Origin of the sequence: Amycolatopsis rhabdoformis (assembly GCF_035918295.1) — a bacterium.
Taxonomy (GTDB): domain Bacteria; phylum Actinomycetota; class Actinomycetes; order Mycobacteriales; family Pseudonocardiaceae; genus Amycolatopsis; species Amycolatopsis rhabdoformis.
Genome location: NZ_CP142149.1, coordinates 620,044 through 640,062, shown reverse-complemented (window position 1 = coordinate 640,062; position 20,019 = coordinate 620,044). Strand labels below are relative to the sequence as shown.

Annotated in this window: 21 protein-coding genes and 1 pseudogene; 5 read left to right on the top strand and 17 right to left on the bottom strand. The window is 71.6% G+C overall.

The window, feature by feature from the left end:
* Positions 1-40 precede the first annotated feature (40 nt).
* From VSH64_RS02995 to VSH64_RS02980, 4 genes and pseudogenes are all read right to left on the bottom strand, one after another.
* A complete protein-coding gene (locus VSH64_RS02995; RefSeq protein ID WP_326833904.1) occupies positions 41-826 on the bottom strand; it encodes an A24 family peptidase in 786 nt (261 codons plus the stop codon).
* A 1,371-nt stretch (positions 827-2,197) separates the two neighbouring features.
* Positions 2,198-2,353: pseudogene (locus VSH64_RS02990) on the bottom strand (anti-sigma factor family protein); the annotation flags it as partial.
* Positions 2,350-2,835: a sigma-70 family RNA polymerase sigma factor gene (locus VSH64_RS02985; protein ID WP_326837889.1), complete on the bottom strand. Its 486-nt coding sequence runs from the start codon at positions 2,833-2,835 to the stop codon at positions 2,350-2,352. The gene VSH64_RS02985 and the pseudogene VSH64_RS02990, both read right to left, overlap by 4 nt.
* Positions 2,836-2,878: 43 nt before the next feature.
* Positions 2,879-3,280 (bottom strand): hypothetical protein, encoded by a 402-nt coding sequence (locus VSH64_RS02980; RefSeq protein WP_326833903.1) that lies wholly within the window; start codon positions 3,278-3,280, stop codon positions 2,879-2,881.
* A 127-nt stretch (positions 3,281-3,407) separates the two neighbouring features.
* Here VSH64_RS02980 and VSH64_RS02975 point away from each other — a divergent pair, with 127 nt between their 5' ends.
* Positions 3,408-3,842 (top strand): Rieske (2Fe-2S) protein, encoded by a 435-nt coding sequence (locus tag VSH64_RS02975; RefSeq protein ID WP_326833902.1) that lies wholly within the window; start codon positions 3,408-3,410, stop codon positions 3,840-3,842.
* 118 nt (positions 3,843-3,960) lie between these two features.
* Here VSH64_RS02975 and VSH64_RS02970 read toward each other — a convergent pair whose 3' ends face one another.
* Both VSH64_RS02970 and VSH64_RS02965 read right to left on the bottom strand, forming a co-directional pair.
* Positions 3,961-4,416 carry a PTS sugar transporter subunit IIA gene (locus VSH64_RS02970; RefSeq protein ID WP_326833901.1) on the bottom strand — a complete coding sequence of 152 codons (456 nt, stop codon included), beginning with the start codon at positions 4,414-4,416 and terminating at the stop codon, positions 3,961-3,963.
* Positions 4,413-4,751, bottom strand: coding sequence for a PTS glucose/sucrose transporter subunit IIB (locus VSH64_RS02965; protein WP_326837888.1), 339 nt, complete (start codon positions 4,749-4,751; stop codon positions 4,413-4,415). Before VSH64_RS02965 ends, VSH64_RS02970 begins: the two co-directional genes overlap by 4 nt.
* Before the next feature lie 148 nt (positions 4,752-4,899).
* Here VSH64_RS02965 and VSH64_RS02960 point away from each other — a divergent pair, with 148 nt between their 5' ends.
* From VSH64_RS02960 to VSH64_RS02945, 4 genes are all read left to right on the top strand, one after another.
* Complete coding sequence (locus tag VSH64_RS02960; protein WP_326833900.1) at positions 4,900-5,709, top strand: GntR family transcriptional regulator; 810 nt, start codon at positions 4,900-4,902, stop codon at positions 5,707-5,709.
* Positions 5,706-6,950, top strand: a complete 1,245-nt coding sequence (locus tag VSH64_RS02955) for a PTS transporter subunit EIIC (protein WP_326833899.1) — start codon at positions 5,706-5,708, stop codon at positions 6,948-6,950. The genes VSH64_RS02960 and VSH64_RS02955 overlap by 4 nt, the downstream gene beginning before the upstream one ends.
* A 31-nt stretch (positions 6,951-6,981) precedes the next feature.
* Positions 6,982-7,251, top strand: a complete 270-nt coding sequence (locus VSH64_RS02950) for an HPr family phosphocarrier protein (protein WP_326833898.1) — start codon at positions 6,982-6,984, stop codon at positions 7,249-7,251.
* 98 nt (positions 7,252-7,349) lie between these two features.
* A complete protein-coding gene (locus VSH64_RS02945; RefSeq protein ID WP_326833897.1) occupies positions 7,350-8,165 on the top strand; it encodes a serine hydrolase domain-containing protein in 816 nt (271 codons plus the stop codon).
* A gap of 30 nt (positions 8,166-8,195) precedes the next feature.
* Here the strand turns inward: VSH64_RS02945 and VSH64_RS02940 are convergent, their stop codons facing one another.
* The 11 genes from VSH64_RS02940 to VSH64_RS02890 all read right to left on the bottom strand — a co-directional run bounded on the left by VSH64_RS02940 (position 8,196) and on the right by VSH64_RS02890 (position 19,916).
* Positions 8,196-9,137, bottom strand: a complete 942-nt coding sequence (locus tag VSH64_RS02940) for a D-2-hydroxyacid dehydrogenase family protein (RefSeq protein ID WP_326833896.1) — start codon at positions 9,135-9,137, stop codon at positions 8,196-8,198.
* A 19-nt stretch (positions 9,138-9,156) separates the two neighbouring features.
* A complete protein-coding gene (locus VSH64_RS02935) occupies positions 9,157-9,795 on the bottom strand; it encodes an HAD-IA family hydrolase (protein ID WP_326833895.1) in 639 nt (212 codons plus the stop codon).
* Positions 9,792-11,054, bottom strand: coding sequence for a GrpB family protein (locus tag VSH64_RS02930; RefSeq protein ID WP_326833894.1), 1,263 nt, complete (start codon positions 11,052-11,054; stop codon positions 9,792-9,794). The genes VSH64_RS02935 and VSH64_RS02930 overlap by 4 nt, the downstream gene beginning before the upstream one ends.
* Before the next feature lie 93 nt (positions 11,055-11,147).
* Entirely contained in the window at positions 11,148-12,011 is an 864-nt protein-coding gene (locus tag VSH64_RS02925) for a shikimate dehydrogenase (RefSeq protein ID WP_326833893.1), read from the bottom strand.
* Entirely contained in the window at positions 11,998-14,304 is a 2,307-nt protein-coding gene (mltG, locus tag VSH64_RS02920; protein WP_326833892.1) for an endolytic transglycosylase MltG, read from the bottom strand. Before mltG ends, VSH64_RS02925 begins: the two co-directional genes overlap by 14 nt.
* Positions 14,301-14,801 (bottom strand): Holliday junction resolvase RuvX, encoded by a 501-nt coding sequence (gene ruvX / locus VSH64_RS02915; protein ID WP_326833891.1) that lies wholly within the window; start codon positions 14,799-14,801, stop codon positions 14,301-14,303. The genes mltG and ruvX overlap by 4 nt, the downstream gene beginning before the upstream one ends.
* On the bottom strand, positions 14,791-17,454 hold the full coding sequence (gene alaS / locus VSH64_RS02910; protein WP_326833890.1) for an alanine--tRNA ligase: 2,664 nt from the start codon (positions 17,452-17,454) through the stop codon (positions 14,791-14,793). The genes ruvX and alaS overlap by 11 nt, the downstream gene beginning before the upstream one ends.
* 108 nt (positions 17,455-17,562) lie before the next feature.
* The gene (locus VSH64_RS02905) at positions 17,563-17,868 is read right to left on the bottom strand and encodes a hypothetical protein (RefSeq protein WP_326833889.1); all 306 of its coding nucleotides are present in this window, start codon (positions 17,866-17,868) and stop codon (positions 17,563-17,565) included.
* Complete coding sequence (locus tag VSH64_RS02900) at positions 17,865-18,260, bottom strand: DUF948 domain-containing protein (protein ID WP_326833888.1); 396 nt, start codon at positions 18,258-18,260, stop codon at positions 17,865-17,867. Before VSH64_RS02900 ends, VSH64_RS02905 begins: the two co-directional genes overlap by 4 nt.
* Before the next feature lie 181 nt (positions 18,261-18,441).
* Positions 18,442-19,317: an NAD(P)-dependent oxidoreductase gene (locus tag VSH64_RS02895; protein WP_326833887.1), complete on the bottom strand. Its 876-nt coding sequence runs from the start codon at positions 19,315-19,317 to the stop codon at positions 18,442-18,444.
* A 47-nt stretch (positions 19,318-19,364) separates the two neighbouring features.
* Complete coding sequence (locus tag VSH64_RS02890; RefSeq protein ID WP_326833886.1) at positions 19,365-19,916, bottom strand: cupin; 552 nt, start codon at positions 19,914-19,916, stop codon at positions 19,365-19,367.
* Positions 19,917-20,019: the final 103 nt, after the last annotated feature.

The window sequence follows — 20,019 nt, the reverse complement described above, 5'->3', positions numbered from 1 at the left end:
AATCCTGTCATGGCTGGTGGGACAGCCGGCCGGGAGCCCCTCAGCTCGGTGCCACGCCGGAGGCCGCGCCCGGGAAGACGGCGCAGATCCAGGTGGCGAGGAGAAGGGCTGGACCGTGGGGGACGCCGTGGTGGAGGGGGCGGCGAGCTGGTGTGAGGGGCCGGTTCGGGGTGGATGGCCCGGCTGGTTTGGGCGGCGCATCCGGCGCACTGGACCAAGCTGGCGCTTCTGACTCGACGATCGCGCTCAGGCGGGCCACGCCGCCGAGCCCGGCGGTGCGAGGTGTCCGCGCCGCGGCTTGCAGCCGGACGCCCAGGGCGGCGCTCATGGCCGCGGCCGCGACGGCCGCGAACGCGGTCGAGGCCCACCCCAGCACGCCCAGCACCGCGCCGAGAACGCCGGCGAGCTTCACATCGCCCGCACCCATCCGTCCCGGCAGCGCACGGTGGACGGCCAGGTGCGCACCACCGAACACGAGGGCGCCGGCCGCGGCATCGGTGAGGATCGCGGGTCCGCCGCCGGTCAGGGCGCCCAGGGCGACAGCCGCGGCCATGGCGGGGTAGGCGGGCAGGGTCAGCACATCGGGCAACCGCCGATGCCGGACGTCAGCGAGGCTCAGCGGCCCACCGACCACCGTGAGCAGCCACGGCACCGGCCACCACCACGGCGCCCACGCCCCGCTCCCCCACCGCCACGCCACCACGACGAGCCCGCCCACGACGAGCCCCACCGCCCCGACCACCGACACCGGCGCATCGGCCTTCTTCAACAACCACACCAGGAGCGGCACCACGGCGGCCCCTGCGACGACGAATCCCCAGGACATGCCATCCACGTTCGCAGCGCCCGCGGCGGGGGCCAAGAAACTGCTGTCGCGAGTGGACCGTTCGCGCCGGAATGGCGGGGAATTCACTCGGCTGGGGAGGACAAGTCGAGGGATCGCATCCCGGACCAGGGCTGCCGCGGGCAACCTGCCGCTCGAAATCCGAGGATTCGGGCAACGCCGCGGCACCCGACCACAGCCGGAATGCTGTCGGCGGCCACCCTCGCACAGCTGTTCTCGGCTGGGATCGATCAGCCGCCGCCACTTGGCGGCCGGATGTCGCCGGGACACCCATGACGTTTCGCAAACACAACGACTAGCGACACCGGTCAGCCGCCGCGGGCCACACGCTGCTCGAAAACCGGGCATCGGCGCAACCCCGGCAGCTTTCGGCAGTCGGCGCCCGACGTGGGAGATCGGCTGGTGGCGGAAGCACTCCCGCCGCAACCCGAAAGAGTCGGGTGGCGGCGGGAGTGTGAGCGGCAGGTCGGGTGACGGTCAGGGATAAACCAGGCGCATCAAGGGTTTCCCGGTCCGCACGCTGCGGATCTCCAGCGAAGCGATCTCCTGCGACTTCATCGGCGTGCCCACCACGACCTTGGCCGTGTTCTCGGGCAGGGCCTTCCAGGTGGCGAGTTCGGTTTCGGTGCCGTCGCGACCGAGGGCGACCAGGGAGTAGTCGCCGCCCTTGCCGCCGCGGTAGCTGCAGGACATTTCGACCTCGGTGCCCCACGTCTGGGGGTCGATGCGGGCCGCGGCCTGGATCGGGTACTCGCCGAGGGCCGACATGGGCAGCGTCGGTGGTGCGGGCGGCGGCGCGGCGATGGCGGGTACGGCGGGCTGCGGGGCGGGTGTGTCCGGCAGCGAAAGCGTGACCGCCAAGGCCACCCCCGCCGCGACAGCCACCGCCGTCGCTCCACTGGTCACCCCGGTGCGGATACGCCGGCGGCGCCGAACTTTGCGCATCAGGGTGGGCAACAGGTCGGGCATCGGCACCGAACCCGGTGAGCCGGGCACCGACAGCTCGGCATTCGGCTCCTGGCCCGACATCAGCGACTGGTCCGGCGAACCGGGCGCTGTGAACAGCTCGGTTTCCGGGTCCCGGTCCGATCCCGGCGAATCTCCCGACACCGTCGACAGCTCGCCTTCCGGCGCTCGGCCCGACACAGGCGAATCCCCCGGCACCGGTGAACCCGGCACAACCGGATCGGAACCCGAGGCCGACACCGGTGACTCCGGCCGCGGCGGCAGGTCCGGCGCCCAGGAACCCGAGCCCGGCACCGATTCCGGCGCCGTCACCACGGAGTCCCCGGAGCCCACCGAACTCACAGCAGTCCCAGAACCCCCGCTCTCCCCCGGCACCTCACCCCGAGTCTGCGCCAACAACCCCGGCAACCCCGCCAACTCCCGCACCGCCGCGGAGCACCGTTCGCACGTCGGCAGGTGGGACTCGAACGCCTGCCGGTCCTCCGGTGACAGCGCGCCGAGGACGTAGGCGGCGTCGTAGGTCGCGAAGTCGTCCGTGGTCACTGGGTCACCCCCCGCTCTTCCAAGGCCAGGCGAAGTGCCCGGAGCGCGTAGTGCGTGCGGGACTTCACCGTTCCCTCGGCGATCCCGAGGGTCCGGGCGGCGTCGGCCACCGAGTACCCCAGGAAGTAGCACAGTTCGAGCACCTCGCGGTGGCGCGTGGACAGCTCGCCGAGCGCCTCGGCCACCAGCCAGCCTTGCACGGCGCGCTCGGTGCCGTCGGCGACGGCGCGCTCGGGGGGTGCGTCGGTGACGACCTCCGAGCGCGTGGTCGCCGAGCGCCAGCCGTCGATGGCGATGCGCCGGGCGACCGTGAACAGCCACGCGCGGGCCGAGCCCTGCGACTGGTCCAGCACGTCGGTGTGGCGCCAAGCCCGCAGCAGCGTCTCCTGGACCACGTCCTCCGCGTGGATCCGGTTGCCGCCGGTCAGGTGCAGGGCGTAGGACCAGAGCGCGGCCGCGTGTTCTTCGTGCAGCGCGCGCATCAGCTGGTCCTCGACGTCGCTCCTCGCCACGGAAAGCCCCGGGTCAGCGACCGGCCGGCACCGCGCGCGAGGACGACTGCCGCGCGCGCACCTCCTGCACCAGCAGCACCAGGCCGCAGATCACGCACAGCGCCTCGGTCACGACACCCCAGTACTCGAACTGGCTGTTGAACTGGTCGTGCACGCCGTACAGGCCCACGGTCACCGACAGCAGGTACGCGAGCAGCGTCACACCGCCGAAGCCGAGCGTGAAGAACGGCGGCACCCAGTGGTGCCACACCAGCAGCGCCACGGCGATCACGATGCCGGCGATGCCGTTCACCAGGAACAGCGGGCCGACGACCGCGATGTCCGAGTAGCCGCTGCCGAAGTACAGGTAGAAGTGCACGGCGGCGGAGCCCACGAGGCCGATCGCGCCCAACCCTCGCATCCAGTTGGCCAGCATGATTTTCTCCTCACCCTTCGAAATCCCTCTCCCCCACTACACGGGGCGACCGGCCATCCGGTTCACCGAAGTTCACCGATGCGGTGAACGGGTGAACCAGCCGCGCCGTCGTTTCGTTAGTAGGAGCATGACTGCCGAACTGCACTCCCGCCGCTCCGTTCTCACCACCGGGGCCGCCGTCGCCGGTGTCGCCGTGGGCACCGTCGCCCTCGCGGCCTGTGGCGCCGGCTCGGACTCGGGTTCGTCGGGCGACGCCCCGAAGCCCGGCGGGAAGGTGATCGCGCTCGCCGACGTGCCCGTCGGCCAGGCGAAATCCGCCAAGACCCCCGACGGCCAGGACGTGATCGTGGCCCAGCCCACCGCCGGAACCGTGAACTGCTTCAGCGCCATCTGCACCCACCAGGGCTGCACCGTGAACCCGCCCCAGGGCGCCGAGATCCACTGCCCCTGCCACGGTTCGGTGTACGACTCGCTCACCGGCGCGGTGAAGAACGGCCCGGCCGAGAAGCCGCTGCCCAAGATCAACGTGAAGGTCGACAACGGCGAGGTCGTCACCGCCTGACGACCCGAACCACCCACGACACGCGAAAGGGCCCCTTGTGGACGATCACCGTCCACAAGGGGCCCTTCCTCGTCGAAGCAGCCGAAGCCGCCGAAACAGGCGAAGCAGCTGAGGCGGCTCAGCTGTTCCAGCTGAACAGCGGATCACCCGCGGCGACCGTGCGCCCGGCCTCGAGGCCCGCGAGCACGTCGGCCTGGGCGTCGAGCCCCACCACGGGCACGATCGGCGAGTAGCCCTTGGCCGCCACGGCCTCGGGGTCCCAGCCGACCACGGGCTGGCCGGCGCGCACCTGCTCGCCCTTCACCACGTGGAGGGTGAAGCCCTCGCCCTTCTCCTTCACGGTGTCGATGCCGAGGTGCACGAGCACGGCCCGGCCGTCCTCGGTCGCCACCACGAAGGCGTGGGGGTGCAGGGTGACCACGGTGCCGTCGACCGGCGCCACGGCGTCGGCCCATGCGCCGCTCGGCTTCACGGCGATGCCGGGGCCCACCATCGCCTCGGCGAACACCGGGTCGGGCACCTCCGTGATCGCCACGACCTCGCCCGCGACGGGGCTCAGGATCTCGAGGCTCACATCAGGTCCTCGATGTCGCTGGCGATCGTGTCGGCCTCGGGCCCGACGATCACCTGCACCGCCGAACCCATCTTCACCACGCCCATCGCACCGGCGGCCTTCAGCGCCGCCTCGTCGACGATGCTGGTGTCCTCCAGCTCGCAGCGAAGGCGCGTGATGCAGCCTTCGATCTCGATGACGTTGTCCACGCCGCCGAGCGCCGCGAGAATCTTCTCTGGCCTGTCATCCGCCATCGCGGCCTCCTCGTTTCCCGTGGGTTTCCCCCGTGAGCCAATGCGCTCCACCAGTACTACGCCGTTCGTCGGCACGCACGTCGCCGCAGGCCACGAACGCATAACGGTGGTTGACACCCGCTCACGGGGCGGAGCATCCTGCCCCATCGGAATTATTGGTCTAGACCGGAACGTACCAATCTTCCGGCGAAGACGCGAGCACCGGCCACCCGGTGCGACCACACGGCGACGACACAGGAGGGTGACACCGATGAGCGCAGCCGCGCACGTCCCGCCGCCCGACCGCGTCGAAAAGACGGACCAGGTCGTGAACGGGCCCACGCCCAAGCACGCCCAGCTGCGCGAGATCCTGCGCCGGTCCGTGGAGCGCGAGCTCCCGCCCGGTTCCCCGATCCCGTCGGAGCGCGAGCTCGCCCAGCGCTACGGTGTCTCGCGCCTCACGGTGCGCTCGGCCATCGGCAAGCTCGTGGAGGAGGGCCTGCTGGCGCGCGTGCGCGGCAAGGGCACCTTCACGGCCGCGCGCCGCATGGAATTGCAGCTCTACCTGATGTCCTTCACCGACGACATGCGCCGGCGCGGGCTCACCCCCACCACGGAGGTGGTGTCCACGTCGCTCGAGGTCCCGCCGGTGACCTCGGCCCACGCCCTCGGGCTCACCGAGGGCGCGGCGGCCCACCGGCTGGTGCGGCTGCGGCGCGCGGACGGCGTGCCGCTGGCCGTGGAACGCGGCTGGTACCACGCCGGACGCACGCCCGGCCTGCTCGACCTCGACCTCACCCGTTCCCTGTACGCCCAGCTGGCCGAGGCCTACGACCTCCGGCCGGACCAGGCGTACCAGACGGTGTGGGCCGAATCCGCGGACCGCGAGACGGCGCGCCTGCTCGGCATGCGCACCGGCAGTCCGCTCCTCGTCTTCCGCCGGGTCTCCAGCGCAGGCGGAGAACCGGTGGAGGACATGACGTCCTGGTACCGGGGAGATCACTACCAGGTGACCATGCAGTTGGATCGGAACACCCCGGATTCCGGCCATCAACCCCACTACGGAGGTACCCGACGATGAGCGCCACCACCACGGAGGGGGCGAAGGGCAAGAAGGGCGGCGGCGGCGGTCTCGCCGGGCTGCAGCGCTTCGGCCGCAGCCTCATGCTGCCCATCGCCGTCCTGCCCGCGGCCGGTCTTCTCAACCGGCTGGGCCAGGACGACGTGTTCGGCAAGGACGGACTCGGCTGGGACAAGGTCTCGGCCGTCATCGGCGCGGCCGGCGGTGGCCTGTTCGACTGGCTGCCCCTGCTGTTCGCCATCGGTATCGCGGTCGGCTTCGCCCGCAAGGGCGACGGCTCGACGGCCGTCGCGGCGGTCGTGGGCTGGATCGTGTTCAACAAGGTGATCCAGGCCATCGCGCCGATCAGCAGCCAGCAGGGCTACAAGCCGGCGTGGGACGCCTCGCCGATCCACTGGCCCTACAGCGTCCTCACCGGCGTGATCAGCGGTATCGTCGCCGCCCTGCTGTGGCAGCGGTACTACCGGATCAAGCTGCCGAGCTGGCTGGCCTTCTTCGGTGGCCGCCGCTTCGTGCCGATCATCACCGCGTTCGCGATGATCATCCTCGGCGTGATCTTCGGCCTGCTCTTCAAGTACGTCGACGCCGGCATCAACGACATCGGCAAGGCCGTGGTCGGCTCGCCGGTGGTCGGTGGCGGCATCTACGGTGTGCTCAACCGCCTGCTGATCCCGATCGGCCTGCACCAGCTGCTCAACGTGCCGGTGTGGTTCATCTTCAACGGCGGCGACATCCCGAACTTCCTGAACAACCACGTCCAGGGCTCGGGCATCTTCCAGACCGGCTTCTTCCCGATCTTCATGTTCGCCCTGCCCGCCGCGGCGCTGGCGATCTGGCAGACCGCGAAGCCGGGCCAGAAGAAGATCGTGGGCTCGATCATGATCTCGGCGGCGCTGACCTCGTTCATCACGGGTGTCACGGAGCCGATCGAGTTCGCGTTCATGTTCGTGGCGTGGCCGCTCTACATCTTCCACGCGATCATGACCGGCGTCTCGCTGGCGGTCTGCAACGCGCTCAACATCCACCTCGGCTTCTCGTTCTCGGGCGGCGCGATCGACTTCGCCCTGAACTCGTCGCTGGACACCGCGCACAACGTGATCTGGCTGATCCCGATCGGCTTGATCTTCGCGGCGATCTACTACGTGGTCTTCCGGTTCGTGATCACGAAGTGGAACCTGAAGACCCCGGGCCGCGAGGACGACTCGATCGAGGCCGACCTCGACCGCACCGCCGCTAAGTAAGCTCAACCGCAGGAAACGAGAGAGGACGATCATGCCGGAGAAACGAGTCACCGTGGCCAGCAAGGTGGGCCTGCACGCCAGGCCGGCCGCGCTCGTCGCCAAGGCGGCCGCGGCGCAGCCCGTCGCGGTGAGCATCGCCAAGGCCGGCGGCGACCCGGTGGCCGCCGGCAGCGTGCTCAACCTGATGACGCTCGCCGCCGGTTACGGCGACGAGGTCGTGATCAGCGCCGAGGGTGAGGGCGCCGACGCCGCGATCGAAGCGGTGGCGGAGCTCGTGACCACGGATCTCGACGCTCAGTAGGTACCGCTCCAGGGGTAGGGGTGAGGGGCCGTCCGGCCGCCGGGAAACCGGCGCCGGGTGGCCCCTTCGCTCGTTTCGAGGGTGGTTACGCTGGTCGTATGGACAGCCTGCGCCTGATCGACAAGTGGCCGGTGGACAACGCGGCGGCCGGGGTGGTTTCCGCCGACGGCGAGGTGCGCGGCAGCCGCGGCGACACCACGCGCGTGTTCCGGCTGGCGTCGGTCACGAAGCTGCTCACGGCGTACGCCGCGCACATCGCGCTCGAGGAAGGCGTGGTCGAGCCGGACACCGCCGCCGGGCCCGAGGGCTCCACCGTGCGCCACCTGCTCGCCCACACCTCCGGCCTCGCGTTCGACGCGCACAAGGAGATGGCCGCCCCGGGCACCCGGCGCCTGTACTCCAACGCCGGGTTCGAGGTGCTCGCCGAAACCCTCACCGAACACTCCGGCATCCCGTTCGCCGACTACGTCCGAGAGGCCCTCCTCGAGCCGCTCGGCATGACCTCGACCACGTTCGAGGGCTCCCCCGCCTCCGGCGCTTCGTCCACTGTGGACGACCTGCTCAAGTTCGCCGCCGAGCTGCAGGCGCCGAAGCTCCTGGCCGAGGCCACGCTCGCCGCCGCCACCGACGTCGCGTTCCCGGGCCTCAACGGCGTGCTGCCCGGCTTCGGCTACCAGAAGCCCAACGACTGGGGTCTCGGCTTCGAGCTGCGCGACCACAAGTCCCCGCACTGGACCGGTTCCGCGAGCTCGCCGCGCACCTTCGGCCACTTCGGACAGTCCGGCACGTTCCTCTGGGTCGACCCCGAGGCGCGCCACGCCTGCGTCGCCCTGGCCGACCGCTCCTTCGGCCCGTGGGCGGCGGAGGTGTGGCCGCCGTTCACCGACGCGGTGCTGGCGGACCTGCGCAGCTGAAAACGTGCGGCTGAACCGCGCGGCTGAACGTCACTCCATCACGCGGATCGGCGCGCCCGCCTGGAAAGCCGCGATGTCCTCCACCGCGTCGCGGTAGAAGATCTCGTAGGTCTCGCGGCTGACGTAGCCGACGTGCGGTGTGAGGATCACGTTGTCGAGGCCGCGCACCGGGTGGTCGGCGGGCAAGGGTTCCACGTCGTATACGTCGAGGGCCGCGGCCGCGATCTTCTTGTCCCGCAGAGCATCCAGCAGTGCGGCCTCGTCCACGACGGGGCCGCGCGAGGTGTTCACCAGCAGCGCGGTCGGCTTCATGCGGGCGAGCTCGGGCGCGCCGACCAGGCCGCGGCTGCGGTCCGAGAGCACCACGTGGATCGAGAGCACGTCGCTGCGCTCGAAGAGCTCTTCCTTCGACACGGCCGAAACGCCGTGCTCCGCGGCCTTCTCCGGCGTGAGGTTCCGGCTCCACGCGATCGTCTCCATGCCGAACGCCTGCCCGATCTTCGCCGACGCGCTGCCGAGCCGGCCCAGGCCCAGCAGGCCCAGGGTCTTGCCGCTCAGCACGGTGCCGACACCGACCTGCCAGCCGCCGTCGCGCATCGAGCGCACGTCGGCCGGGAGGTTGCGCGCGGCGGCCAGGATGAGCGCCCAGGTGTGCTCCAGCGTCGGCGGGCCGAGGTAGCCGGTCGCGGACACGACGACGCCGTTGCGCTTCGCCGCGGCGACGTCGATCGCCGCGTTGCGCCGGCCCGTGCTCACCAGCAGGCGCAGGTCGGGCAGCCGGTCGAGGACCTCGGCCGGGAAGCGGGTGCGCTCGCGCATGGCGACCACGACGTCGAACCCGGCCAGGCGCCGCACCACGTCGTCTTCGCCGGTGAAGGCCTCGGTGAAGACCTCGATGTCGGCGCCGAGGGAGGGCCAGTCGGCGTAGGTGAGGGCGACGTTCTGGTAGTCGTCGAGAATCGCGATCTTCATACGCCCCACCGTAGTCCGCTCACGCGCGCAGAACAGCGTCCACCCGCAGGCCGGCGCCGGTCCAGGCGATCCCACGCAAGTCGTGCACCACGGGCGAAGCGGGCGAATCGAGCGCGGCCCGGCCCACGCCGACCACGGCCGCGGGCCGGGCCGCCACCGCCGCGGCGAGGCCGTTGCCGCTGTCTTCGAAGATCGCGCACTCGCCGATCGGCACTCCCACCCGCCGCGCCCCGAGCAGGTACCCCTGCGGGTCGGGTTTGCCCTTCGCCACGTCCTCGGCGGTGATGACCACCGGCGGGTGCGGCAGGCCCGCGGCCGCCAGCCGGGCGGCGAGCAGCGGCGCGGACGCCGAGGTCACCACGGCCCAGTTGCCGGCCAGGCCCGCCAGCAGCTCGGCCGCACCGGGAATCGCGACGGTGCTCGGGGCGTCGCCGATCTCCAGCTCGTCGATCCGCCGCAGGCCCTCGTCGGCCTCGTCCTCGGGCAGGAACATCCGCACGGTCTCGGTCGAGCGCCGGCCGTGCACGCCCTCGAGCACGGTCGCCGGGTCGAGGCCGTGCTCGAGGGCCCAGCGCGTCCACGACCGCTCCCCCGACGCTGTGGAGTCCACGAGCACGCCGTCGTTGTCGAAGAGCACCGCACGACAGTTCAGGATCACGCTTCTCCTGCCACACAACGGAAGTAGAGGAACCGCGGCTTCGTCCGCAGCAGGTGGGCCACGCGCGGGTCGGCAGTGTCGGCTTCCGCGACCGGCATCGGTTCCTCCAGCCGATCGACGGTGAATCCGGCTTCGCGCACCGCGTCGAATGTCTCGCTCAACGGCCGGCGGTAGAACTTCACCGCCTGACGGTGCGTGCCGAGCACGAACTCGTCGTCGAGCAGTTCGGTCTCGAAGTAGTTCTCGCGCTCGAACCACCGCCAGTCCTCACCGGGATGGTGCACGGAGAACACGAGCTGTCCGCCCGGGCGCAGAACCCGGTGGAGTTCGCGCAACGCCGGCCCGAAATCCGCCAGGTAGTGCAGGACCAGTGACGCGGTGACGGTGTCGAACGCACCGTCCGCAAAGGACAGTGGCGCGGCGAGGTCGGCGACCTCGAAGGTCGCCAGCCCACCGAACTCCTTGCGCGCCAGGGCGATCAGCCCTTCGCTCACGTCCACGCCCACCACCTCGGCACCCTGGCCGGCGAGCAGCGCGCTCAGGTGGCCCGCGGCGCAGCCGACGTCCAGCACCCGGTGCCCGCTCACGTCCCCGGCGAGCTCGACGATGGCCGGCCGGTCGTAGAGGGCGTTGGTGACGCTGGTGGCCGCGTGGTCGGCGTAGGCCTGGCTGAACGCGTCGTACTGCGCGGCCCGCGCCCGGGCCACGATCTCGTCGATGACCTCGGATTTCGCGTCGGCGTAGTGCTGGAGGTAGGTCCAGGTCCGCGCGGCCAGCGCGCGTTTCTTGGCGAGGTAGGTGGCCAGTTCTTCGGGACGTGTGCGCAGCCGGTCGCGGAAGAGCAGGTACCGCTCGGTCTGGCCGTTGCCGGGTGAGTGCACGTGGAGGTTGACCTTCGGGTCGGCGCGGGTGAAGCAGCGGTGCTTCTCCCACTCCGGTTCGCGAATCACCAGCCGGTAGCCCGCCGCTTCCAGCGCCGGCAGGTAGGCATCCTCGTCGTCGGAGTCCGGCACTTCCAGCAGGATGTCGATGATCGGCTTGGCCGCGAGACCGGGCACGGACGTGGATCCGACGTGGTCGAGCAGCACCACTCGCTCGCCCAGCGCGGTGCGGATGCGTTCAGCTTCGCGGTCGAAGAACACCGGCCACTGCTCGTCGTACTCGGCGAGCGTGACCGTGCTGTCGAGGCGCGGCGGTTCGGCGACCCAGGAATCCCGGATCTCGTCGTCGGTGCGTGGCTGCTGGCTGGTGGACGACATGTGATCCCCCTGATCAACGGCGAGTGGGCAGTCGGCCAGGATAGCAACTCCCCCGCGCGCGTGCCTCGGGAACAGTGCCTCGGAGAGAGCGCCTCAGCCGATCGGCAGCGGCAGGATGTCCCCCGTCGCCGCGCGCAGCGCCGCCCGCATCTCCTCGCGCGGCGCGGGCCGGCCCGTGAAGTGCTCGGCCTGGCCGAAGGCCTGGTGCAGCAACATGTCCAGCCCCGTCGCCAGCCGGCCACCGCGCGCGGTCACGGCTTCGGCCAGCGGTGTCGGCCACGGGTGGTAGATCACGTCCAGCACGCTCGGCACCCGCGCGAGCTCCTCGACGTGGGCCAACACCGCTTCGGGCGGCACGGTGTTCACCAGCACGGCCGTGCGCGCCGCCAGCTCCGTGAAGTCCACTTCGGACCACCGCAGCACCTCGACGGCGAGGCCCGCGCGTTTCGCCGCGTCGAGCGTCTCGCTCGCCCGCGTCGGCTCCCGCACCACGAGGCTCGCGGACGCGACGCCCAGCGCGGCCAGCCCGACCACCGCGGCCGCCGCCGTACCCCCGGCGCCCAGCACCACAGCGTGATCTCCCGGCGAAGGCGAGTATCCGCCCGCAGCGCGCAAGGCGCCCGTGATGCCGTCGACGTCGGTGCAGTCGGCGAGCCAGCCGCCCGCCACCCGCACCAGCGTGTTGGCCGCGCCGACGGCTGCCGCGCGCGGCGTCACCTCCACCGCGTGGTCGAGCGCGCGCCGCTTGCCCGGCATCGTCACCGACAGGCCGACCCACTCTGGGCCGAGCCCGTCGACGAGGCCGGGCAGCTCGTCGGCGCCGGTCTCCACGCGCTCGTAGGTCCAGCCGGTGAGCCCCAGCGCGTCGAACGCCGCCCGGTGCAGCACCGGGGAAAGCGAGTGCTCGATCGGCTTGCCCAGGACCGCCGCTTTGCGCGGACCGTCAGAAGACGCCACGGGACTTCGCCAGATCAATGTTCTTGTTGTGGTCGGTGAGGGTCGAGGCGAAGCACGAGTGCCCGTCCTTCTCGCACTTCACGAAGTACAGCTCGTCGCCGTCCGGCGGGTTCACCGCCGCCTTGATGGCGGCCGTACTCGGCACGCCGATCGGCGTGGGCGGAAGGCCGTAGTTCAGGTACGTGTTGTACGGCCCGGGGGCTTCGCGGTCGGCCTTGCTCGTGAGCAGGGTCGGTTTGTCGACCACGTAGTTCACGGTCGAGTCGAAGCCGAGTTTGATCTTCTGGTCGAGCCGGTTGTAGATGACCCGCGAGATCTTCGGGAAGTCGTCGGTGATCGCCTCGCGCTCGATGAGCGAGGCGATGATCAGCGTCTCGTACGGCGTCTGCTTCGGGCCGGAAGTCTGCGCGCTGAGACCCGAGGCCTGGATCGCGTCGGCCGACTGCGTCACGAGGTTCGTGATCAGGTCCTTCGCGCTCGAGCCCGGTTTCACGTCGTAGAGCCCGGGCGCGAGGAGGCCTTCGATGCGCTTGTCCTTGCTCAGCGCGTGTTGCGCGCCGTCCACCGCCCAGTCGGGCACGCCGAGGGTCTTGAGGTCGGCGTCGGCGACGGCCTTGCGCAGGTCGGCGGTGGAGATGCAGGTGCTCTTGCCGTCGAGCTCCGCGCACGACGCCTTCGAAATCAGCGAGTAGATCCCCGGCGCGACCTTGTCACCCGGCTGCTTCACGTCGTCGAGCTGCATGTACGGCCGGATCTCCAGCCGCCCGACGTGCGCCGCCGCCGAGGTGATCAGCGTGACCGCGCTCTCGCCGGACATGTGCTGCTTGAGCAGGTAGTAGCCCTGCTGGATCCGGCTCAGCGCGGTGTTCTCCGCGCCCGCCTTCACGAACGCCTTCGTGCTCGCGACCACCCCCGCGTCGACCAGCTTGCTGCCGATCGCCGACGTGGTGTCCCCGTCCTCGACCTGGATCAGCGCGCTGCCTTCGCCGCCGCCGTCGTAGTCGTCGTAGCCGAAGATCCGCTGGTAGCCGTAGTAGGCGCCGCCGGCGAAGACCACGAGCACCAGCAACGCCGCGACCCAGCCGAGCGCGCGCTTGCTGCGCTTGCGCTTCTTCTTGGCGGGCGCGGGTTCTTCGGCGTAGTCCTCGTCCTCGTAGTCGCCGTCTTCATAGCCGTCTTCGTCATAGGCCTCGCTGTCGTAGGCCTGGTCGTAGTCGGCGTCTTCGCGGTACTCGTCTTCGTAGTCGTCGTCCTCGCCGAACAGGTCGTCGATCTGCTCACGCGGCGCGGCGTCCGGCACGGCCGGGATCACGTCGGTCGGGTGCTCCACCGGCGGCGGACGCCGGCGACGCGGGCCGGGCTGCGGCTGGTCACCCAGCGCCAGTCGGCCGAGCCGGGGGTCCGGCGGCATCGAACCGTCCACCGGACCGGCGAAGCGCGGGTCCGGCGGCATGGAGCCGTCCACCGGACCGGCGAAGCGCGGGTCCGGCGGCATGGAGCCGTCCACGGGACCGGCAAACCGCGGATCCGGCGGCATCGAACCGTCCACCGGACCGGCAAACCGCGGGTCCCGAGGCATCGAGCCGTCCACGGGTCCGGCGAAGCGCGGATCCGGCGGCATCGAGCCGTCGGCCGGGCGAGCGAACCGGGGGTCCGGCGGCATCGAGCCGTCCGGAGGGCCGGGGCGGCGGACCGGCCGGGCCGGGCCGGGGTCGCCGGGCAGGGGCAGGTCACCGGTGTCGGAGCGTGGGCGGCGACGCGGCGGTGCGGGCGGCACGTCACCCGGGTCGGCGCGGCGCCGGCGGCGCGGCGCCGCGGGCGGGCCCGGCGGCGGAGGCGGCGGCACCTCGTCCGAGTCCTGGTACGGGTCGCCGTGGCGAGCGTGACCCGTCGGCTGAGGCAGGTCGCCGCCGCGAGGGCCGGCGGGCGGGACCTCGCCGTGGCGGGGCTCGCCCGAAGCCGGCGGCAGATCGGCACGCGGAGGTGGCGGCGGCGGCGCGTCGGCGGGCTCACGCCGACGGCGCCGGCCGGTGGCCGGCGGAGGAGCCGACGGGGGCGCCTGCGGCGCGGGGGCGTCCTCGCGGCGACGCCGACGCCCGGTCTGCGGAGGTGGCGCGTCGGCGGGATCCGGGGCGGCGCGGCGGCCGCGGGCTCCGGCCGGCGGCAGTTCGTGGGAGCCCGAAGGCGGCGGCGTGCGCCGGCGCCGGGGGCCGTCGGCGGGGCCGCCGGGGTTGTCGGAGTCGCGCAAGCGTCGGCGGCCACCCGGGTTCTCGGGGCCGCGGGGCTCGGTCATGAGTCGCCTTTCCGGGCGCGCTTTGCGGCGGAGGCGTCGAGCCAGGCCTGCAGGATCTCGACAGCGGCGGCCTGGTCGACCACCGCCCGCTGCTTGCGTCCCTTGACCCCCCGCTGCGAAAGCATTCGGGACGCCGTGACCGTCGTCAACCGTTCGTCGGCGAGACGCACGGGGACGGCGCCGAGTCGCGTCGCGAGCTTGTCGGCGTACTCCACCGCGATCTGCGCGGCGGGCCCGGCTCGGTTCGCCAGTGTCTTCGGCAAGCCCACGATCACCTCGACCACCTCGTGTTCGGTGACGAGTTCGGCAAGCTTGTCCAGATCGCTGTCGTCGGTCGCATCACGGGAGAGGGTAACGAGCGGGCTCGCGAGGATGGGGGCGGGATCGCTCAGGGCGACGCCCACCCGGACAGACCCGACATCCACGCCGAGCCGCCGGCCGCGGCCCGGATCGGACTCACCAGGTCGATCCGGGCCCCGGCGGGAGCTAGCGGCCAACGCCGGCGACCGCCGCGCGCAGCGCCTCGGCGGCCTGCTGCGCGCCGGCCGGGTTGCTGCCGCCGCCCTGCGCCATGTCGGGCTTGCCGCCACCGCGGCCGCCGATGGCGCCGGCGAACGACGGCACGAGCTTGCCCGCCGCGATGCCCTGGTCACGCGCCGCCGCCGTGGTGGCCACGACGAACGCCACCTTGTCACCCGACGGCGAGAACAACGCCACCACGCCGGGCCGGTCGCCCAGGCGGCCGCGGACGTCGGACGCCAGCGCCCGCAGCCCGTTGCCGTCGACGTCCGGCACGACCTCGGCCACCACCGACACCCCGCCGAGGTCCTGCGCCTTGTCGGTGAGCGCGCCGGCCGAGCCGAGCACCTGCTGCGTGCGCAGCTGCTCGATCTCCTTCTCCGCGTTCTTCAGCCGCGTGAGCACGTCTTCGATGCGGCCCGGCAGCTCGTCGGTGGGCACCTTGAACGTGTTCGCCAGCTGCGACACGAGCAGCTGCTCCTTGCGCACGTGCTTCAGCGCGTCCGGGCCCACCAGCGCCTCGACGCGGTGGACACCCGACCCGATCGACGAGTCGCCCACCAGCTTCACGAGACCGAGCTGGCCGATGCGGTCCACGTGCGTGCCACCGCACAGCTCGCGCGAGTAGTCGCCCATGTCGACCACGCGCACGTCGTTGCCGTACTTCTCGCCGAACAGCGCGACCGCGCCGAGCTCGAGCGCCTTGTCCTTGGTGGTGATGTAGCTCTGCACCTCGACGTCGGTCTGCAGGTAGTCGTTCACCTCTTCCTCGACCTCGGTGAGGATGTCCGAGGACACCGAGGCGGGCGTGGTGAAGTCGAACCGCATCCGGCCCGGCGAGTTGAGCGAACCGGCCTGCGCCGCGCGCTTGCCGTACGCACCGCGCACGGCCGCGTGCACCAGGTGCGTGGCCGAGTGCGAGCGCTCGATCGACAGGCGCCGCGCCGCGTCGACCGAGCCGGTGAGCTCGGTGCCGAGACCGACCTCGCCCTCGACGACCTCGACGCGGTGCACGAACAGGCCCGGCACGATCTTCTGCACGTCGAGCACGTTGACCTTGGCACCGTCGCCGAGCAGCACGCCGATGTCGGCGACCTGGCCACCGCTCTCGGCGTAGAACGGCGTGCGGTCGAGCACCAGCTCGGCCTTGTGGCCCGCGGAGACGCTGCGCACCGGCTGCCCGTTTTCCAGCAGGCCGACGACCTTGGCGCTGGCCTGCAGCTCGGTGTAGCCGAGGAACTCGGTCTCGCCGTGCTGCTCCAGCAGCTTGCGGTACTCCGAGAGGTCACCGTGGCCGTGCTTGCGCTGCGCCGCGTCGGCCTTCGCCCGGGTGCGCTGCTCTTCCATGAGCGTGCGGAACCCGTCCTCGTCCACGCTCAAGCCCTGCTCGGACGCCATCTCGAGCGTGAGGTCGATCGGGAAGCCGTAGGTGTCGTGCAGCTGGAACGCCTTGTCGCCGGCGAGCACGTCGCCGCCGGAGTTCTTCGTCTCCGCCGCGGCGAGGTCGAAGATGCGCGAACCGCTGGTGAGGGTGGCGAGGAACGCCTCCTCCTCCACGCGCACGACCTCGGAGATGCGGTCGAAGTCGGTCACGAGGTTGCCGTACGTGGGGCCCATCGTGTCGCGCACGACCTCGGCGAACGCCTGCAGCACCGGCTCCTGCACGCCCAGCAGGCGCGTGGAGCGGACGATGCGGCGCAGCAGCCGGCGCAGCACGTAGCCGCGGCCGTCGTTGCCCGGCGTCACACCGTCGCCGATCAGCAGCACGCCGGTGCGGGCGTGGTCGGCGATCACGCGGAAGCGCACGTCGTCGGTGTGGTTCGCGCCGTAGCGGCGGCCGGAGAACTCCTCGGCGCGGCCGATCACCGGGCGCACGAGGTCGGTCTCGTAGACGTTCTCCACGCCCTGCAGGATCGTGGCCACGCGCTCGACACCCATGCCGGTGTCGATGTTCTTCGCCGGCAGGTCACCGAGGATCGGGAAGCTCTTCTTGCCCGCGCCCTCGCCCCGGATGTTCTGCATGAACACCAGGTTCCAGATCTCGATGTAGCGGTCCTCGTCGGCGACGGGCCCGCCCTCGCGGCCGTACTCGGGGCCGCGGTCGTAGTAGATCTCGGAACTGGGCCCGCACGGGCCGGGGATGCCCATGGACCAGAAGTTGTCCTCCATGCCGCGCCGCTGGATGCGCTCCGACGGCAGGCCGGTGAGCTTGCGCCACAGCCCCGCCGCTTCGGAGTCGTCCTCGTACACGGTGGCCCAGATGCGGTCGGGGTCGAGGCCGTAGCCGCCCTCGGACTGGGGCCCGGTGATGAGCTCCCAGGCCAGCTCGATGGCGCCTTCCTTGAAGTAGTCGCCGAACGAGAAGTTGCCGGCCATCTGGAAGAACGTGTTGTGCCGGGTGGTCTTGCCGACCTCGTCGATGTCCGGCGTGCGCACGCACTTCTGCACGCTGGTCGCGCGCGAGTACGGCGGCGGCGCCTCACCGAGGAAGTACGGCTTGAACTGCACCATGCCGGCGTTCACGAACAGCAGGTTCGGGTCGTCCAGGATCAACGAGGCGCTGGGCACGCGGGTGTGCCCCTTCTCCTCGTAATGGCGCAGGAATCGTTCGGTGATCTCGTGTGTGTCCACGCGTGTGTCCTCGGGCTGGGGTCCGCGCACCACGCGGCGCGAAGTTCGGACCGGGAAAAAGGGGGAAGCGGCGACGGCGGAAGGGCGCTGCTCGCGGGCGCGAAAAGCTCAGCCTTCCGCCCGGCGAGCTCGCCGGACGGGGCGCCGCGTGGCGGCGTGCCGGCCCGCGCCACCCGGCGGCGCGGTGAACCCGGTCCGTTCCTCGACCATGTCGTGCAGCTCCTGTTCCCGCTCGGTCATCCCGGCGCGCACCTCGGCGCCGAACGAACCGACGGCGCCGGCCAGCTCACGCACGGCCTCGCCCAGGTTCGATGCTAACCCCGAGGGAGTGACCTGACGAGCCGTCTCGCCGGCCTTGCGGGTGAGCGCGACCCCGGCGATCACGCCGACGCCGAGCCAGAACAGCCGCTTCACTTCTGCCTCCGGCGAGCGGGTCGCTGGGCCTTCGCTTCCTGCTTCTTGCGGCGCGCGCGGATCGCCTTGCTGATCCCGTAGGACAGCGCGGCGGTTTTCACGAGCGGGCCGCCGAGGGTCGCGGTGAACACCGAGGACAGGGCCGAGACGTTGCCCGTGACCGCCTGCGCGTTGGCCGTGATGCCGTCGACGCGCTCGAGCTGGGTGTTCACGTGCGTGATCGTCTCGTTGGCGCCCAGCAGGATCGGGTCGGTGTTCTCGTGGGCCTTGCGGATCGCGATCGTCGCCTCGTCCAGCGTGCGGCCGAGCTTGAGCAGCGGGATCGCCAGCAGCAAGACCAGCAGTACGAATGCTCCTGCGGCGATCAGCGCGGCGATCTGCCCTGCCGACACGGGCCCTCCTCGGGGTTGCACGGGTCTTCGGTGCCAGTGAGGTTACCGCCTGGCCAGCCGTTCGGCGGTGTCGCCCCGCCGGTCGGTCACTCAGCGCAGCCGAAGCGGTTCCGACCTGCGGGTGTGTCCCCGCGAAAGACCCTCCACCGGACGAACCCGGCGGAGGGTCGGCCGCCTCGGGTCAGGCGTCTTCCTTGGCCACGGCGTCTTCCTTGGCCACGGCCCGGTAGAGCACGGCCATGTCCTTCTCGCCGTGGCCGGCGTCGACGGCGGCGTTGAGGTGCGCCAGCGTGGCCGCCGCGCCGCCCACGTCCACGGCGTCGCCCGCGGCCTCGACCACGAGCCGGGCGTCCTTGGCGGCCAGCGCGGCCGGGAAGCTCGTGGGGTAGTCGCCGCTGAGCATGAGCGGGCCCTTCATGCGCGCGTAGCCGACGTCGAAGCCGGTCCCCTCCATCACGTCGAAGAACAGCTGAGGGTCAATGCCCAGCGCGCGGGCGAGGGCGAGGCTTTCGGCGGTGGCGTTGGTCAGCGCGAGCACCCAGGCGTTCATCACGAGCTTGAGCCGGGTGGCCGTGCCGGGTTCGGTGCCGAGCCAGCGCGTGCGCGAGCCGACGGCGTCGAAGATCGGCGCGGCGGTGTCGTGCACCTCGTCGGGGCCGGCGGCCAGGACCTGCAGCTGGGCCTGCTCGGCGGGCACCTTGGTGCCCATCACCGGGCAGTCGACGAACACGACGCCGGCCTTCTCGGCGGCCTCGGCCAGCGTGGCGATCCACTCCGTGCCGACGGTGCTCATCTGCAGCCAGAGCGTGCCGGGCTTCACGTCGGCGGCGGCGAAGACCTCGGCGACCGTGGGGCCGTCGGACAGCATCGTGACCAGCACGTCGGCGCCTGACGCGGCTTCGGCCGGCGTGTCCGCGACGGTGGCGCCGTCGGCCGCCAGCGGCTCGGCCTTGGCGCGCGTGCGGTTCCACACCCGCAGCGCGACGCCGGCGCGCACGAGGTTGGCGGCCATGGGGTGGCCCATGATCCCGGTGCCCAGGAAAGCGACAGTCGTCATGGCTCCATCGTGCCCGCCGGCGGCCGGGTCCGCAGGCGGGACCCGCGTCAGTGGCTGAGCGCGGGCCAGCTCGACTCGCGGCCCGCCACCAGCTCGTCGAAGCCCGGGAAGTCGTGGTCCCGCAACGGTTCCGTGGCCGACGGGGCCGCGCTCGACGCCGGGTGGCGCACGCGGACGGTCACGTGGCCGGGGTTCGAGCCCCCGTCGTGCCAGTGTCGGGTGTGGGCCGGGATGCCGAGCAGGTCGCCGGGTTCGCACAGCACGGCGTGGACCTGGCGGCCCGCGTGCAGGTACCAGACGGCGGAGCCGGTCACGAAGAAGCGGTCCTCGTCGCGCGGCAGGGCGCGTTCGGCCGGGCCGAAGTCGCCGGTGAGCACGTCGACGGCGTGGTAGCCCACGGCCGTGGTGCGTTCGTCGACCCGGTCCCGGTAGCGGGCGAGCACCTCGGCCTCGGTGGCGCCGGGCATCGGCCCGTCCACCGGCCAGCGGGCGAACTCCACCCCGAGGCGGGCCAATTCGGCCGTGATCGTGCCCGGGTCCTCGGTCCGCAGCAGCACGTGACCCGGCTGGTCGTCGGGCCACACCGTCAGCAGCGTCATCGCCACCCCCTCCGTCGCCGGGAATCAACCGGCCCGACGGCCGGACATTCCCGCTTCTGCCGTTATACGGAAGAAAGTGGCGACGTTCACGGGGGTTTCAGCG

Excerpts from the sequence above, each read along its gene's own strand:
- VSH64_RS02965 (WP_326837888.1), bottom strand. The coding sequence starts at position 4,751 with ATGCGTTCGTGGCCTGCGGCGACGTGCGTGCCGACGAACGGCGTAGTA.
- VSH64_RS02980 (WP_326833903.1), bottom strand. The coding sequence starts at position 3,280 with ATGCTGGCCAACTGGATGCGAGGGTTGGGCGCGATCGGCCTCGTGGGC.
- mltG (WP_326833892.1), bottom strand. The coding sequence starts at position 14,304 with ATGACCGAGCCCCGCGGCCCCGAGAACCCGGGTGGCCGCCGACGCTTG.
- VSH64_RS02930 (WP_326833894.1), bottom strand. The coding sequence starts at position 11,054 with ATGTCGTCCACCAGCCAGCAGCCACGCACCGACGACGAGATCCGGGAT.
- VSH64_RS02960 (WP_326833900.1), top strand. The coding sequence starts at position 4,900 with ATGAGCGCAGCCGCGCACGTCCCGCCGCCCGACCGCGTCGAAAAGACG.
- VSH64_RS02985 (WP_326837889.1), bottom strand. The coding sequence starts at position 2,835 with ATGCGCGCGCTGCACGAAGAACACGCGGCCGCGCTCTGGTCCTACGCC.
- VSH64_RS02950 (WP_326833898.1), top strand. The coding sequence starts at position 6,982 with ATGCCGGAGAAACGAGTCACCGTGGCCAGCAAGGTGGGCCTGCACGCC.
- VSH64_RS02975 (WP_326833902.1), top strand. The coding sequence starts at position 3,408 with ATGACTGCCGAACTGCACTCCCGCCGCTCCGTTCTCACCACCGGGGCC.
- VSH64_RS02955 (WP_326833899.1), top strand. The coding sequence starts at position 5,706 with ATGAGCGCCACCACCACGGAGGGGGCGAAGGGCAAGAAGGGCGGCGGC.
- VSH64_RS02945 (WP_326833897.1), top strand. The coding sequence starts at position 7,350 with ATGGACAGCCTGCGCCTGATCGACAAGTGGCCGGTGGACAACGCGGCG.
- VSH64_RS02890 (WP_326833886.1), bottom strand. The coding sequence starts at position 19,916 with ATGACGCTGCTGACGGTGTGGCCCGACGACCAGCCGGGTCACGTGCTG.
- VSH64_RS02940 (WP_326833896.1), bottom strand. The coding sequence starts at position 9,137 with ATGAAGATCGCGATTCTCGACGACTACCAGAACGTCGCCCTCACCTAC.
- VSH64_RS02995 (WP_326833904.1), bottom strand. The coding sequence starts at position 826 with ATGTCCTGGGGATTCGTCGTCGCAGGGGCCGCCGTGGTGCCGCTCCTG.
- VSH64_RS02895 (WP_326833887.1), bottom strand. The coding sequence starts at position 19,317 with ATGACGACTGTCGCTTTCCTGGGCACCGGGATCATGGGCCACCCCATG.